The sequence below is a fragment of the Actinoplanes sp. NBRC 103695 genome (assembly GCF_030269485.1).
In the GTDB taxonomy this organism is placed as follows: Bacteria; Actinomycetota; Actinomycetes; order Mycobacteriales; family Micromonosporaceae; genus Actinoplanes.
The window spans coordinates 18,170-33,173 of record NZ_BSTL01000018.1 but is presented as its reverse complement, the minus strand read 5'-3'; the positions used below and the strand labels follow the sequence as shown (position 1 = coordinate 33,173).

The 15,004-nt window shown below is 69.5% G+C and carries 10 protein-coding genes; all 10 read left to right on the top strand.

Annotation, left to right across the window (positions count from 1 at the left end):
* Window positions 1-52 precede the first annotated feature (52 nt).
* The 10 genes from fxlM to QSK31_RS29985 all read left to right on the top strand — a co-directional run bounded on the left by fxlM (window position 53) and on the right by QSK31_RS29985 (window position 14,948).
* Window positions 53-1,339, top strand: a complete 1,287-nt coding sequence (gene fxlM / locus QSK31_RS30030; RefSeq protein WP_285687863.1) for a methyltransferase, FxLD system — start codon at window positions 53-55, stop codon at window positions 1,337-1,339.
* Between the two features lie 73 nt (window positions 1,340-1,412).
* On the top strand, window positions 1,413-1,610 hold the full coding sequence (locus tag QSK31_RS30025) for an FxLD family lanthipeptide (RefSeq protein WP_285687862.1): 198 nt from the start codon (window positions 1,413-1,415) through the stop codon (window positions 1,608-1,610).
* A gap of 84 nt (window positions 1,611-1,694) precedes the next feature.
* Window positions 1,695-4,763, top strand: a complete 3,069-nt coding sequence (locus QSK31_RS30020) for a lantibiotic dehydratase (RefSeq protein WP_285687861.1) — start codon at window positions 1,695-1,697, stop codon at window positions 4,761-4,763.
* Entirely contained in the window at window positions 4,760-5,923 is a 1,164-nt protein-coding gene (locus tag QSK31_RS30015; RefSeq protein WP_285687860.1) for a lanthionine synthetase C family protein, read from the top strand. Before QSK31_RS30020 ends, QSK31_RS30015 begins: the two co-directional genes overlap by 4 nt.
* Entirely contained in the window at window positions 5,905-6,870 is a 966-nt protein-coding gene (locus tag QSK31_RS30010) for a thiopeptide-type bacteriocin biosynthesis protein (protein WP_285687859.1), read from the top strand. Before QSK31_RS30015 ends, QSK31_RS30010 begins: the two co-directional genes overlap by 19 nt.
* 2 nt (window positions 6,871-6,872) lie before the next feature.
* Complete coding sequence (locus tag QSK31_RS30005; protein ID WP_285687858.1) at window positions 6,873-8,021, top strand: hypothetical protein; 1,149 nt, start codon at window positions 6,873-6,875, stop codon at window positions 8,019-8,021.
* 204 nt (window positions 8,022-8,225) lie between these two features.
* Window positions 8,226-8,858: a GNAT family N-acetyltransferase gene (locus QSK31_RS30000; protein WP_285687857.1), complete on the top strand. Its 633-nt coding sequence runs from the start codon at window positions 8,226-8,228 to the stop codon at window positions 8,856-8,858.
* A 52-nt stretch (window positions 8,859-8,910) separates the two neighbouring features.
* Window positions 8,911-10,473, top strand: a complete 1,563-nt coding sequence (locus tag QSK31_RS29995) for a carbamoyltransferase C-terminal domain-containing protein (protein WP_285687856.1) — start codon at window positions 8,911-8,913, stop codon at window positions 10,471-10,473.
* A gap of 135 nt (window positions 10,474-10,608) precedes the next feature.
* Window positions 10,609-14,172, top strand: coding sequence for an nSTAND1 domain-containing NTPase (locus QSK31_RS29990; protein ID WP_285687855.1), 3,564 nt, complete (start codon window positions 10,609-10,611; stop codon window positions 14,170-14,172).
* Window positions 14,172-14,948 carry a pentapeptide repeat-containing protein gene (locus QSK31_RS29985; protein ID WP_285687854.1) on the top strand — a complete coding sequence of 259 codons (777 nt, stop codon included), beginning with the start codon at window positions 14,172-14,174 and terminating at the stop codon, window positions 14,946-14,948. The genes QSK31_RS29990 and QSK31_RS29985 overlap by 1 nt, the downstream gene beginning before the upstream one ends.
* The last annotated feature ends 56 nt before the right edge of the window (window positions 14,949-15,004 follow it).

Here is a 15,004-nt window from a genome sequence, read left to right as displayed (position 1 = left end):
GATGCCAGTGACTTCCGTTGTCCAGAACATGCCAGTGATGAAGGGAAGCACCGTGACTGACCCAAGCGCCGAGTCCCAGCAGGCCGCCGCACCGACCGGACGATCCACCGACGACGCCGCACCGAACGCAGACCGTGCGGCAGAGCTGCGCGCCGCGCTCGTCGAGAACCTCCGCGCCGATGGGAAGATCACCAGCCCAGCGGTCGAGGCCGCCTTCCGGACTGTAGCCCGAGAGCGGTTCCTCCCAGCCGACGTGCCCCTTGAGAAGGCGTACGCCGTGGATGACGCGGTGGTGACCAAGCTCGACGAGCATGGTGTGGCGCTCTCGTCGGTGTCCGCGGCCTACATCCAGGCACGGATGCTGGAACAGGCCGAGCTCCAGCCGGGCATGAGGGTCCTCGAAGTCGGCTCCGGCGGGCTGAACGCGGCCCTGATCGCAGAGATCATCGGGGAAAAAGGCCGCGTGGTCAGCGTGGACATCGACCCCGAGGTCACCGACCGCGCGGCGAAGCTGGTGGACGAGACGGGCTACGGCAGCCGGGTTCGGGTCCTGGTCGCGGACGCCGAGCACGGCGTACCCGGCGAAGGCCAGTTCGACGCGATCATCGTGACGGTCGGGGCCTGGGACATCCCACCGGTCTGGCTGGACCTCCTTGCCGACAAGGGTGTCCTCGTCCTGCCGCTGATCATGAACGGGGTCACCCGCACCATCGGGTTCCGCCGTACCGGTGACCACCTGGAGAGTGCGTCGATCGAGGTGGCCGGGTTCGTGCCGATGCAGGGCGCCGGCCGGCACCCAGAGCGGGTGTTCATGCTGACGGATCCGAACGGCAAGCAGGTGAAGCTGCGGTTCGACTCCGGCGTACCCGATGACATGAGCCCGCTGGACGGTGTGCTCGCGACCGACCGGACCGAGGTGTGGTCCGGGGCGACGATCAAACACCGGACCTCGTTCGCTGACCTGTACCTGTGGTTCGCCTGGCACCTGCCCGGGTTCTGCCTGCTGACTGTTGACGACGGTACCGAGCTGGCCGCCGAGCGTGGCACCTGGTTCCCGTTCGGCGCCGTGCGCGGCGCCGGCTTCGCCTACCTGGCGATCCGGCCCGCGCTCGACGGGGCCGGCGTGGAGTTCGGCGCCTGCGCCTACGGCCGCGACGGCGAACTCGCCGCGACGGCCGTCGTGGAGCAGATCCGGGCGTGGGACCGCCACGGCCGGCACACCGAGCCGATGTTCGGGTACTGGCCCGCCGGCAGCGACCACTCCCAGATTCCCGCCGACGCCGCCGTCATGGACAAGACGCACGGCGTCGTCACGATCTCCTGGCCCGCACGCGGGTGAGCGGCGCGCGGCTCAACCGCACCAGGCCAGGTGGCCAACAAACCCTTCGCACCCCGTAAGGAGAGTGATGTCGATGGCCCCGCAGACTGCGGTCCTCGACGCCCCCACCGCACCCGACGCCGAGGTCGTCACCGATGACGACTTCGAGTTGGATATGCGCGTGGTCGAGGCCACGACGCCGCTGACGATCTTCATGTGCAACACCAACGACGGCTGCGGATCGACGTGTAGCACCAGCGCGTGCTCCACGTCCTCGTACGACCCGCGCTAACGCCGTTTCCACCCCTGACGTCGTCGGAGCCCGCGCCGCCTGGCGGGCTCCGACGGCCCCCTACCCCGCGCGCGGAGGTGCGGCATGCCGACCGTCCCCCACCCCTATCAGCCGGTCGGCCCTGTGCTGGTTCGCACCAGCACCTACGACCTCGACAGCCCGACGCTGCCCGATTCCGAGGCCGCACTGGACGGCCTTGCCTGGCTGGGCGCCCAATGGGCGCAACCGGAGCTGCGCGACGCGATCACCGTGGCCAGCCCCGATCTGGCCGCCCGGGTGGACCAACTGCTCACCGTTGAGAAGCCTGATGCCAGGGCGGTCCACCGCGCCGTGACGGCGACCGCCTCGTACCTGCGGCGCTGGCAGCGGCGTGCCACTCCGTTCGGGCTGTTCGCCGGAGTCACCACCGCCACCGTCGGACCCGCCATGGCCAAAGTCGGTGATCAGCACCAGGCGATAGCCCGGGTCGACGCGGACTGGCTCACCCAGGTGGTTGACCGGCTGGAACAGGACCACGGCCTGCGTCGCACGGTGATGGTGGTCGCCAACAACGACGGGTTCGTCCGCGACGGCCGGTTCATCGTCGCCGCCCGTCCCACGCCCGGCCAGCGCAGGCCCGGCCCGATGCGGGAGACCTCGACCCGGTACACCGGTCCGGTGCGGATGGCCCTCGCCCATGCCGCCGCCGCAGTGCGCTTCGATCATCTGATCTCGCAGCTTGCGGCCCAGCTCCCGCAGGTCGGCCCGGGCACCATCGAGACGATGCTGCACGGGCTGATCGACGGCCAGATGCTGATCACGAACCTGCGCCCACCGATGACCGCCGAGGACCCGCTCGCCTACGTGCTCGCCACGCTGCGCGCCGCCGACACCGAGCACCTGCCCGAGGTCGTGGCACTCATCGACAACCTCGGCGACATCCACGAACACCTCACCCGACACAACGCGACAGATGATCGTCGCCGGCAGGCCACCATCCGATCCACGGCCGCCGAGGCGATGGCCGCGATCGTGCCGGCCGGCGAGCCGCCGCTGGCCGTGGACGTCCGCCTCGACGCTACCGTCGGCGTGCCGCAACGGGTGCTGGACGAAGCCGCGTACGCGGCCGGGGTTCTGCTGCGCGTCACGACCCAGCCGTTCGGGACGCACGCCTGGCTGGACTACCACGCCAGGTTCCGAGCCCGGTACGGCCCGGGTGCGCTGGTCCCGGTGAGGGACCTCGTGGCCGACTCCGGTCTGGGCTACCCGCCCGGCTATCTGGGCGCGCCGCGCGCCCGGCCCGCGTGGCGGATCCTCACCGAACGAGACGCCTACCTGATGGCGCTCATCCAACGGACCATGCTCGATGGCGCCGACGAGATCCGGCTCTCGGACGCGGACATCGGCGCGCTGACGGTGGGCGATCCCACCGCCGTCGTGCCGCCGCCCCGGATCGAGCTGGGCGTCTCCATCCACGCGGCCTCGCCGGAGGCGATGAACCGCGGCGAGTTCGAGCTGCGGATCACCGGTGCGCCCCGCGCCCACACGAGCATGGCCGGCCGGTTCGCGTACCTGCTCGACCCCGACGAACGCGACCATCTCGCACAGACCTACGCAGCCAACGATGTGGACGCGATGGTGGTGCAGCTGTCGTTTCCACCTCGGCGGGTGCACAACGAGAACGTCGTGCGGGTCGGTCGGCTCGGCGCCCAGGTGGTCGCGGTGGCCGAACACCCTGACGGTGACGTGATCAGCATCGACTATCTCGCGGTCACTGCCGACGCGGACCAGCTCTATCTTGTGCACCGGCCGACCGGCCGGCGGGTTGTCGTGCACAATCCGCACGCCCTCGCTGCTGTGCAGATGCCGCCGCTGGCCCGCTTCCTCGCCGAGGTCGGCGACGCCCGCAGCGCCGTGTTCGGCCCGCTCGATGTCGGCGCCGCCGCCCGCACCCTGCCTTATACGCCGCGTGTCCGCTATCGGCACACGGTGCTGGCCCCGGCTCGCTGGTGGCTAGCCGCCGCTGATCTCACCGCGCAGCCCACGGACGGCGACGACGAGGCGTGGGAGACGGCGCTGGGCCGGTGGCGGCAGCGGTGGCGCGTTCCCGCCCGCGTGATCGTCTGCCACGACGAGCTACGCCTACCCCTCCACCTCGACGACCCTCTGGATCGCGCGCTGTTGAAGACCCGGCTGGGCCGGGTGGACCGGCTCGAATTGTGCGAGGACGCGCCCGCCGACGGTGACGGGTGGCTCGGCCGACCGGCCGAGTTCGTCATCCCGATGACGCTCACCAAGCCGGTGACACGTCGGCTGCCGGTGACCGCCGGGGTGGGACGGACCCACCGGCCCGGCGGGTCCGTCGTCGTCCACGCGCGGCTGATCGGCAATCCCGCCCGGTTCGATGACCTGCTCACCAGCCACGTGCCAGCATTCGCCGACAGCCTGACCGACCTCGGTGTGCTGCGCTGGTGGGCCAGCCGCCACCGGGACATGATCCGCCTCGACGCCGACCAACATCTGTCGCTGTTCTTCCGCCTGGAGTCGCCGACCGCGTACGGGCCGGTCGCCGCCCGGCTCGGGCAATTCACCGACGATCTACATGCCCTGGGCCTACCCGCCGAACTTGTCTTCGCCTCCTACCACGAACAGCCTGGCCGCTACAGAAACCCACCAACCGACCAGATCGCCGAATGGGTCTTCGCCGCCGACACCACCGCGGCGATAGCGCAGCTCCGCGTGGCCGAGCAGGCCGGCGTCTCCGGTCAGGCGCTCGCCGCCGCGTCCATGGTCCAGCTCGCGGCCGGGTTCGCGCCCGACCCCATGACCGGCTACCGGACGCTGCTTGCCCACCTGAAACAACACACCGAGCCGGCAGACCGGGCGCTGGGCCAACTGGCCCGTGACCTCGCCGACCCGACCGCCGAATTTCCCCGGCTCCGTGCCCTGCCCGGGGGCGCCGCTGTCCTCGCCGCATGGCAGGCCCGCCAACCAGCGCTGCACGCGTACTACAGCGCCCTGAACGCCGAGCGTGACCCGGCCGGTGTGCTGCGGACCCTGCTACACGAGCATCACGTCCGCGCGGTCGGCGTTGACCCGGAGTTCGAGCGCAAAACCAGCCGCCTGGCCCGAGCCGCTGCCATGCGCTGTCTCGCCACAGTGAGTGTCCAATGACTGCCGCCACGCCGGTCACCCTCACCGTGGCCCAGGCCGGCGCGCAGTCTCTGGCCTCCGGCACCGTCGGGCATGCGCTGCTCGCGATCGAACGAGCAACCAACGGCGCAGGTGACTGGGCCACGGCCCAACGCCTGATCAAGCAGGCCACGGCGGGGCCGGTCGACGCTGCGCCCCACTGCGCGCTCTACTACGGCGCACCGGCCATCGCGTTCCTCCTACACGCCGCGACCGTGGACGGCCGCGACCGCTACCCGGCCGCCCGGCAGGCCCTCGACCGGCATGTTCGCCGGCTCACCCGCGCCCGCCTCACGAACGCCACCGACCGGCTGCGCGACGGCCGCCCGGCCACCTTCGCCGAGTACGACCTGTTCACCGGCCTGATCGGCATCGGCGGACTGCTGCTGCACCACGCGCCCGGCAGCAGCGAGATGGGTGATGTGCTGCGCTACGCCGTCCGGCTGGCTGGACCCCGCTACCACGACGGCATGCACATCCCCGGGTGGTGGGTGGAGCACGATCCCGACCCGCTGTACCCGACGCCGGGTGGGCACGCCAACCTCGGCATGGCGCACGGCGCGGCCGGGCTGCTTGCCCTGCTGGCCCACGCCTCCCGCCACGGCCGCCACGTCGAGGGACAGGCCGAGGCGATCCGCTGGCTCTGCGCCTGGTTCGATCAATGGCGGCAAGACTCCGCGCACGGCGCGTGGTGGCCCCAATGGATCACTGGTGAGCAGGTCCGCACCGGCCGCCCTGCCCACGACGGCCCGGGGCGGCCGTCGTGGTGCTACGGCGCCGCCGGCATCGCCCGCGCCCAACAACTCGCCGCCATCGCCACCGGCGACCGCACCCGCAAAACCAGCGCCGAACTCGCCCTCGCCGCGTGCCTGACCAGCCCGCAACGCGACCGGCTCACCGACCCGGGACTCTGCCACGGATACGCCGGGCTCTACCAGACCGCCTACCGGGCCGCCGCCGACACCACCAATCCCGTGATAGCCGACCAGCTTCCCGCCCTCGCCGCGCTCATTACCAACGCGGAGCACGGCAATGACATCGGATTCCTGAGCGGCAACACCGGCGTCGCCCTCACCACCGAGACCATCCGCACCGGCCAGCCGCCACACACAAGGTGGGACGCATGCTTGCTGATCGCCTAACCATCCCCGCTGATCAAGCTCTGACCGCCGATCAGCTCGCCGAGCAGGTGGAGGCGGTTATCGCCGGCGTCGCGCTCGAACGGTCGGCCGTCGATGACGTCGACCTCGCCGAGGCGGTCGAGACCTACCGGGCCGCCGGTCGGGCCGCCCTGCACCGCCAGCTCGAGCGGGCCTGGTTCCAGGCACGGGTCACCCCCACACAGTGGACCGGCGCGGAAGCGACGTTCGCCGAGCAGGTCGCACCCCGCCTCGACCAGCTCGGCCGGGGACGCGACGCCTGGTGGTTCCTACGCAAATATCCCGACTGGCGGCTCCGCGTCCGCACCGACGATCGCCCTGCGGTTGAGGCGCTGCTCGATGACCTCGTTGCTGCCGGTGCCATCGACCGTTGGCGGCCGAGCATCTACGAACCGGAGACCGCCGCCTTCGGCGGCAACGCCGGGATGGCCATCGTCCACGACCTGTTCTGCGCCGACAGCCGAGGCGTGCTCACCTACTCCCGCCGCCCATTGCCAGGGCTGGGCCGCCGCGAGCTTTCCCTGCTGCTCATCCAAGCCTTGCAGCAGCACGCCGGCCTGGATTGGTTCGAGACCGGCGACGTCTTCGACCAGGTCGCCCACCTGCGCCCGGCACCCGCCGACGGCGACGCTGAGCGGATCGCCGCACTCGCCCTCAAGCTCCGCCCACTGCTGACCGCCGCCGTCAACGCCGACCACCCACTGTTCACGCCAGCAGGACCCGCCGCTCACGCCGCACCATGGCTCGCCGCGTTCATCCAGGCCGGACAGGAACTCGGCGACGCCGCCACCGCAAACCGCCTCGATCGCGGCCTGCGCGCCACGATCGCCCAAATCGTGATCTTCCACTGGAACCGGCTCGGCCTGTCCGCCCACGCCCAAGGCATCCTCGCGCACGCGGTGAAAGCCGCCACCCTGCCCCGGAGCTGACCATGCCACTATCGCCGCTCGCCGCCGCCGTCCGCCGGTTTCCGCTGCTCGGCCGTCCCCGGCCCGACTGCCCGGCGCTGCCGTTGCGCGTTCAGGAGGTCGTCGACGCGGTCGACGGCGCCCGGCAGAAGCCAGACAACGGGATGGCCGGCGCGGCCCACGCCCTCAACAAAGCCGCCCTCATCGCCAGCGACAGCGGCATGACCGACCTTGCCCGCCACCTGTGCTGGCAGCACATCGACACTTACCGCCGCGCCGAGCGACCCCTGACTATCCTCGAAGCCCGCTACCTACTCGAACCCGTCCTCAACCTCGCCCGCCTGCAGATCCGCACCGACCAGGGCACCGCAGCGCTGCACCTGCTGGAATCCATGTACCAGACAGTCACCCGACGATCCGATCTCACCGTCGAAAACCAAACGCTGCCCATGGCCGACCTCGTCGGCGGCCAACAAGAGCGCCGGCAGCTACGCGAATGGGTCTGGCTCCAACTCATCGGCGAGGGCGTACGCGCACTCGCACTGGCCGGCCGTTGGGTAGACGCGGCCGAACACGCACGCTCCTATAGCGGCATCGGCGTTCACCTCATGGAGGGCCGCCAGGCCGCCATCATCGCCCGCTGTATGACTGACGCGCCGGCCGAGGGTCGGGCGCTGCTCGCGCAGAGCGTCACAACCGAACCATGGGAGCAGGAGATCGCGGGCTGCCTGCATCTGATGTGTACGGACCCCAGTGACTCCCTAATGGCCCGCCACCTGACGACGGCCATGGCGCGCTTCACCGCGCGAACGCCGGCCGCCGGCTACGCGTCCTATCGCGCCCGACTCGGGCTAACCCTCGCCACCTTGGCAAGCCCCACCCGTCCCGATCTCGCGAAGGTGCTGCTGGGTCGGATAGCAACGGAAGCGGTCGACTCCAAAGACGGGTACGCGGCACGAGACGTGCTCGGTTTCCGCGAGCCTATCGACGGCATCACCGAGCGTCGACGTACCGACCTCAACCATCTGGCGGCGGAATCAGGTCTGGGCATCGGCGCGTTGCCGGAGCGGATCCTGCGATGTTTGACCGCCACCGCCGACGAGGCAGTCGCCGTGCTCGATACGACGCTGTGTTCGAAAGGCTCACGACAGGTCAGTCGTGTGCAGCAATGAGCGACGTCATGACCAGCCTCGGTGCGGGCCACATGTCGACTTCGGCAGCTTACGTGCAGATCCGCGGCCATCAGCACCGAGCGGGCGAAGATCGGGCCGGACGCGAAGCGGGTACCTCAACGATCAACGCACCGGCCACCAACGAAACCAGCGCACCACGACAGGTCAAGTGCGGACGGCGGGGCAATTTTGGACGGGAGGTACATGGCTGATGAGGCGCGGGCGTCGCCTGTAGAGATCATCTCTGTTAGGGCTGATCAATCCTTGCCGCTCGCGGCCATGGCCAACTTGGCTTTCGCGAGCCTGCCGATCTATCGCTGGCTCGTCGCCGCTGGCGTCGGTGGCGGCGCGGGACGTGCTGGTTTCCTTGACTCGACGATTCGGCACGGCATCGACCACGGTGAGGTGCACACCACTAGAGACCTGTCGGCGGTCGCGGTCTGGTTCCGCCACGACGGTGAGCTACCGTCCGCGGCGGTTCCGCAATGGGAGTCGGCCGCGGCCATCGGGGACCACCCAGACCGGCTCGAGGCATTTCTGGCGGGGATTCGTGACGGTCGTCCCCGTGGGCCGCATCGGTTCTTGGCGCTGCTCGCCGTCGCCCCGGATCGCCAGGGGCGAGGGGTCGGATCTTTGCTGATGCGCCACCAGCACGCCTACCTCGACAGGCTCCGCCTCGGTGCGCACGTCATGGCGGGGGACCGAGGTAGCCGCCGCTTCTTTCTCCACCACGGTTACCGCGCGTTCGGTGATCCGTTGTTCACCGGGCGCGATGCGCCGCCGGTCTATCCCATGTGGCGCGACGACAATCCCATTGACCCTCGCCCGTCTCTCTGAGTAGTTTAGAAGTCATCGACGGTGATCTTTGCGGGGGCGTGGCGTGCGGATCATGTCGTTCAAGCCTGGGCACGACGGCACGGTTGCCCTGCTGCGAGACGGTGCCCTTGAGTTCTCGATCGAGGCCGAGAAGGACTCGTTCCCGCGTTACGCGGACCTGACGGCGATGACGGTCCTGGATGCATTGGCCGGTGTCGACGAGGTTCCTGACGTGCTGTGCCTCAGCGGCTGGGTTAAGGGGTTTCACTCGGCGGACCGCCCGCTCGGGGCGGGGTACTTCGGGTGGGACGGTGCGGACACCCAGGTCAGCCGGCGACGGGTGTTCGGCAGGCAGGTGTGGTCGTTCTCGTCCACCCACGAGCGCTCGCACCTGCTGTCGGCGTACGGCATGTCGCCGTATCCGCAGGGTGAGCCCTGTTACGCCCTGGTGTGGGAGGGCAACATCGGGTCCTTCTACGAGATCACGCCCGAGGTGCGTGTGCTCCGGGTGGCGGAGGTGATGGAGGATCCCGGCAACAAGTACCAAGCCATCTTCGCGTTGGCGGATCCCACGAGCACCAGCGAGCACGGCGGGTTCCGGTTCTCCAACGCGGGCAAGCTGATGGCTCTTGCCGGGTACGCCGAGAATTCGTCGGTCGATCCCGAGGAGCAAGAGTTGATCGACTGGGTGCTGTCGCGGCGCTCGATCCTGTTGACCAGCCCGAAGAGTGCACTGGTGGACTCGCCGTTCCACGACGTCGGCGTCGAGTCGCAGGTGTTCAAGAACCTCGCGGCGCACCACTCCGCAGCCCTGTTCGCCAGGTTCCACACCGTCGCGGAGGCGAGGCTGACGAAGGGCTACCCGTTGCTGATCGCCGGCGGCTGCGGGTTGAACTGTGACTGGAACACACGGTGGCGCGACAGCGGCCTGTTCGCGGACGTGTTCGTGCCGCCGTGCCCGAACGACACGGGCTCCGCGATCGGGACCGCCGTTGATGCCCAACTACATTTCGAGGGCAACGCCAAGATCTCCTGGAGCGTCTACGACGGTCCCGACTTCGTCCATGACGTGGCGGTCCCGGACACTTTTACCGCGTACGCCCTGGACGTCGTGCAGGTAGCCGCGCTGCTCGCCGCGGACGCGGTGATCGCATGGGTGCGGGGGCGTGCGGAGATCGGCCCCCGAGCGTTGGGTCATCGTTCGTTGTTGGCAGCCCCGTTCGACGACGTCATCCGGGCGCGACTCAACAAGATCAAGGAACGGGAAGGGTACCGGCCCGTCGCGCCGGTGTGCCGGGAGGAGGATGTCGACAGATTCTTCGACTGGACCGGGCCGAGCCCGCACATGCTGTACTTCCAGAAGGTGCGCGATCCTCGGTTGCGGGCTGTCACCCATGCTGACGGCACTGCCCGCGTCCAGACGCTGCGATCGGCGCAGGACCCGCGACTGTATGCCCTGCTGGGGGCATTCGCGGATCGCACCGGCGCCGGGGTGTTGTGCAATACGTCGTTGAACTTCCCCGGGCGCGGGTTCATCAATCGCACCAGTGACTTGGTCGAGTACGTACTCGACCGGGACATCGACGGATTCGTCCTGGACGACCAGTTGTTCCTGAACTCCAGCGGGCGGGCATGACGATGTGGACAGTCCTGATCCGTGTGGTGATCACATCGAGACACTGCCCGGTGCCAGGGCCGATGGTCCGCGGTCGTGGCCGTGGCCGTGGCGGAGCTGACCGGTGCGACGTCACCGGATGGCAGGATACCGCCGATGACCGATCCTGATCTCGGCACGGTGCTGCGGCAGTTGCGGCTCGACGCCCGCCTGTCGCAGCATGACCTGGCAGTCCGGATCGGATTCCATGAAGCAGCGGTCTCCGGTATCGAGCGCGGCGAACGCGCCCCGAGCGCCCCGTACCTGACTGGGTTCGTAGCGGCGCTGCGCCTGGAGGTGACCGCAGCTGAGCGGATCTGGCAGTTGTACCGTCGGCCGCCGCCTGCCGGACCGGCGGGGCTCGACCAGCAGGGGGAGACGGTAGGGCCATGCCCCTATCGTGGGTTGCTCGCCTTCCGCGAGGAGGACACTCCGCTGTTCCACGGCCGGGAGGCCGCGGTGCGGCGCATCGTGCGCAAGCTCGAAGGTGGTCCGCTGGCCGCCGTCGTCGGCGCGTCGGGCAGTGGCAAGTCGTCGGCGGTGTTCGCTGGGGTCATCCCGAGGATGCGCCGTGCCTCGGCGTGGGATGTGGTGGCGATGCGCCCCGGCCGCGACCCGTTCGAAGCCCTGGCCCGCGCGTGCGGCAGTCGACTGGCCGGCGGAGCCGTCGCCGCCGGGGTGTCGGCAGTGGTGGAGGACCTGGCGCGGCGCCGGGATCGGCCGATCCTCGTCGTCATCGACCAGTTCGAGGAGTTGTTCACCCATCAGGCCGGCGCCGCCATCGTGGGTAATTTCCTAGACGGGCTCGTCACGTTGCTTCGAACGCCCGGGGCGGTGCCGGTGAAGGTCTTGTTGACATTCCGCGGCGACTTCTACGGCCGGGTGATCGCCCACCGCGAGTTCTCCGACGTGCTGCAGGACAGCGTGGTGCACCTACCGCCGATGAGCAGGACCGAGCTTCGCCAAGCCATCACCGAACCGGCCCGGATCGCCGGGTTGACCCTCGATGACGCGCTCGCCGATCGCATTCTCGACGACGCCGGCACCCAGCCGGGGAACCTGCCGCTACTCGAGTTCGCGCTCAGCCGGCTATGGGAACAGCGCCGGGGCCGCTCGCTGACGCACGAGGCGTACGAACAAATCGGCCGGCTCCCAGGAGCGATCACCGCCCGCGCCGAAGACGTCTACCGTGCCCTGTCACCGGAGGAGCAGTACGCAGCCCGGCAACTGCTGGTCCGGCTGGTCCAGGTCGCCCGTCCCGAGGAGGACGGCAACGACGCCCGTCGCCGGACCCCTCTCGCCGAACTGCGTGCCCTGCCCCGGGTGGACGCCGTGATCGCCGCGCTCGCCGATGCGCGGCTGGTGGTCACCGACGGCGAGAGCGTTGGTGACCCGACCGTTGAACTGGCGCACGAGGCCATCATCCAGTCGTGGGACCGGCTGCGTGGTTGGTTGGTGGAGGACCGGCAGTTCCTGCTCTGGCAGCAACGAATCCGGCAATGGTTGCAGGAATGGCGGCACGCCACGGACCGCGACGGCGCGCTACTGCGCGGCAGCGTGCTCGACGAGGCCAGCCGGTGGCTTGCCATCAAAGGACAAGAGTCGATCGCCCAGGACCTGCTCGACTACCTGGAGGCCAGCCAGCGCGAGGCCGCCGCCGAACGCCGACGCCTCGCCGACGCCTACGTCGAGCATCTGCTCACGGTCCGTCCGCGCGACGTGGTTCCGCTCGCAGCCACCGACGCGACACATGGCCCGGAGTTACAGGCGGCGATGCAACAGCGGCTGGCGCAGGGCCGTGCAGCGGAACGGTGGCGGCTGCGGGTGGCGCTGTTGAGCACGGACGCGACACAGGCCGAGCGGCTTGTCGACGAAATGGATCGCCTCAGCCCGGACGAACTCATCGCCGTCAAAGACGCGACCCACCCGCTGGACGCGACGATCGAGGAGAAGCTGTGGGATCTGGTCGCGGGCAAGCCGATAGGAACTCCCACCCTGATGTACGGTGCATTACTTCTGGCCGGAACCCGGCCGGATGATCCGCGCTGGCCCGGCGTCGCCCCGGTCGTGGCCGCCCAGCTCGTCGAGCAGAACCAGCTTCATTTGCGGACCTTCGTCGACGCCCTGCGACCGGTGCGCGAGTACCTGTTCGGACCGCTGTTGCAGATCTTCGCCGACACGACCGATAGGCGCGCCGCCACTCGCGAGACGACGGCGACCATCCTGCTCGACCTTGCCGCGGACCAGCCGCGCATTCTCGCGCGGATGGCCGCCGACGCGCTGCCGCAGAACTACGACGAGATCTACGCCGCGCTGGAACGGGTGCTGACCGCCGATGCGATCACTACCCTGCAGACAATCGTGTCCACCTCATCCGAGGTCGGTACGAGCATCGAGAGTGGTGCCGGCCCCGGCCCCGGCCCCGGCCCCGGCGGCGGAGGCAGCGAGGCACTGCGGGTCGTGATCGGCCGGCGTCGTGCAGCCGCCCTGAGCACCCTGCTGCGCCTTGGCGAGGTTCCCGACCTCGATTCGATTCTGACCGCGGCACCGGACCCGGAGCTGTCGACCCAGTTTAGCTTCCAGGCCCGTAACCGCGACGTGCCCGTTGCCGACCTACTCGATCGGCTCGCTGCGGCAACGCAACCCCGCGCCAAGTACACACTGCTACTCGCCTTGGGGGAATATCCGGTCGAACCGGACGCGATCTCGGTCGTCGAAGCCCTGCAGGTCAACGACGACCCCGGTGTCCGGGCTGCCGCCGCCTGGCTGATCCGACGATGGGACATCATCACCGCCGACACCGCCACGGCAGGCAACGATGGCAACGCAGCGTACGACCCGACCGGGCGGCGTGGCTGGTTCACCGCGCACACCGGCACCGGACACCTCACCTTCGTGGTACTTCGCCCCGGCCGCTTCACCATGGGTTCCCCAGCGGATGAGGCCGAACGCAGCGACTACGAATCACCCCAGCAAGACACGACGATCACCCGCTCCTACGCGCTGTGCACCCGGGAGGTAACCCGGGCCGAGTTCGAGACCTTCATGCACGCCACGTCGACATACGGGCTGCCCAACATCGATGAATGGAGCCCGCTGGGCAGCGAACCAGTCGTCGCCGCCACCTGGACCGAAGCCGTCGCCTTCGCGGACTGGCTCTCCACCCTCGGCGACACCCCGCACCCGTCACGCCGCTTGCGGCTGCCCACCGAGGCGGAATGGGAATACGCCTGCCGTGCCGGCACCAGCACCGCATACAGCTTCGGCAGCGACCGCACCCTGCTCGACCAATACGGCTGGTACGCCGACAATTCCGGGCTCAAGACCCACGAGGCGGGCATCCTGCGTCCGAACCCGGCAGGACTGTTCAACATCCACGGACAGTGCTGGGAATGGTGCCTCGACTGGTACGCCCCCTATAGCGCCGCGCCCGTCACCGACCCGACCGGCCCGCAATCCACGCCCGTCGCAGCGCGGAGCGGCCACGATCCCCTCGATCGCAAAGTCCTGCGCGGCGGGTGCTGGAACCTGGGCGCCCGCTACGCCCGCTCCGCGTGCCGTAACGCCCACATCCCGTCCAACCGCAACTACTACATCACGTTCCGGCTCGCCGTCACCGTCCCCGACGTCGACCCCGGCTGGACGCCGGGCGATCCCCAGCCGCTGCCCTGGACGGGATGATGGCCCGCACCAGGCAGCCCTGGTCGACGGCCCGCATCGGGTCGGCGATCCTCGCCAGTGGCCTGGCCGTCATCGTGTTCGGACACGTGCACCAGCGCGGCTGGCACTGGACCGGCCTCATCGACGACCTCTACGCCAACGTCGGCTCCGAACTCGCCGGGATGGCGGTCGTGATCCTGCTCGTCGACCGGCTCGCCGCCCGCCGCGAAAACGACAACCTACGCCGGCAACTCGTCCGCGAACTGGGCAGCACCGACCGCGGACTGACCGCCCGCGCCGTCCTCGAACTAGAGATCAAAGGATGGCTGTACGACGGCACCCTCGCCGGCGCGCAACTCAGCGGAGCCCAACTGGGTGGCGCCCGCCTCGAACGCGCCGCCATGCCCGCTGCGGTCTTTGCCGGCGCCGATCTGACCCACGCGAACCTGTCCAACGCCTCGGCGGCCGGGGCCAACTTCGCCGAAGCCGTACTGGAACGCGCCAACCTCGAAATGGCCGACCTCACCCGCGCCAGCCTGATCCACGCTCGGCTACCCCAGGTAGACGCCGCCCTGGCAATTCTCACCGACGCCAACCTCTACGGCGCCGACCTGACCGACGCGGACCTCACCTCCGCCGACCTCAGCGGCGCCGACCTACGCGCTGCGAACTTGACCCGCGCCCGCCTCACCAGCAGCCACCTCACGGCAGTTCGGTGGAACCCGGCCACCCGATGGCCGGCTGACTTCACCCCGCCGACACCACCCGACACGGACCTGCCACACCACCTACCTTGACCCGCCACTCTTGACCGATGGCGCGACAATACGGACAACATTCCCACTCGTGAAGG

Excerpts from the sequence above, each read along its gene's own strand:
- QSK31_RS30025 (WP_285687862.1), top strand. The coding sequence starts at position 1,413 with ATGGCCCCGCAGACTGCGGTCCTCGACGCCCCCACCGCACCCGACGCC.
- QSK31_RS30020 (WP_285687861.1), top strand. The coding sequence starts at position 1,695 with ATGCCGACCGTCCCCCACCCCTATCAGCCGGTCGGCCCTGTGCTGGTT.
- QSK31_RS30015 (WP_285687860.1), top strand. The coding sequence starts at position 4,760 with ATGACTGCCGCCACGCCGGTCACCCTCACCGTGGCCCAGGCCGGCGCG.
- QSK31_RS30010 (WP_285687859.1), top strand. The coding sequence starts at position 5,905 with ATGCTTGCTGATCGCCTAACCATCCCCGCTGATCAAGCTCTGACCGCC.
- QSK31_RS30005 (WP_285687858.1), top strand. The coding sequence starts at position 6,873 with ATGCCACTATCGCCGCTCGCCGCCGCCGTCCGCCGGTTTCCGCTGCTC.
- QSK31_RS30000 (WP_285687857.1), top strand. The coding sequence starts at position 8,226 with ATGGCTGATGAGGCGCGGGCGTCGCCTGTAGAGATCATCTCTGTTAGG.
- QSK31_RS29995 (WP_285687856.1), top strand. The coding sequence starts at position 8,911 with ATGTCGTTCAAGCCTGGGCACGACGGCACGGTTGCCCTGCTGCGAGAC.
- QSK31_RS29990 (WP_285687855.1), top strand. The coding sequence starts at position 10,609 with ATGACCGATCCTGATCTCGGCACGGTGCTGCGGCAGTTGCGGCTCGAC.
- QSK31_RS29985 (WP_285687854.1), top strand. The coding sequence starts at position 14,172 with ATGGCCCGCACCAGGCAGCCCTGGTCGACGGCCCGCATCGGGTCGGCG.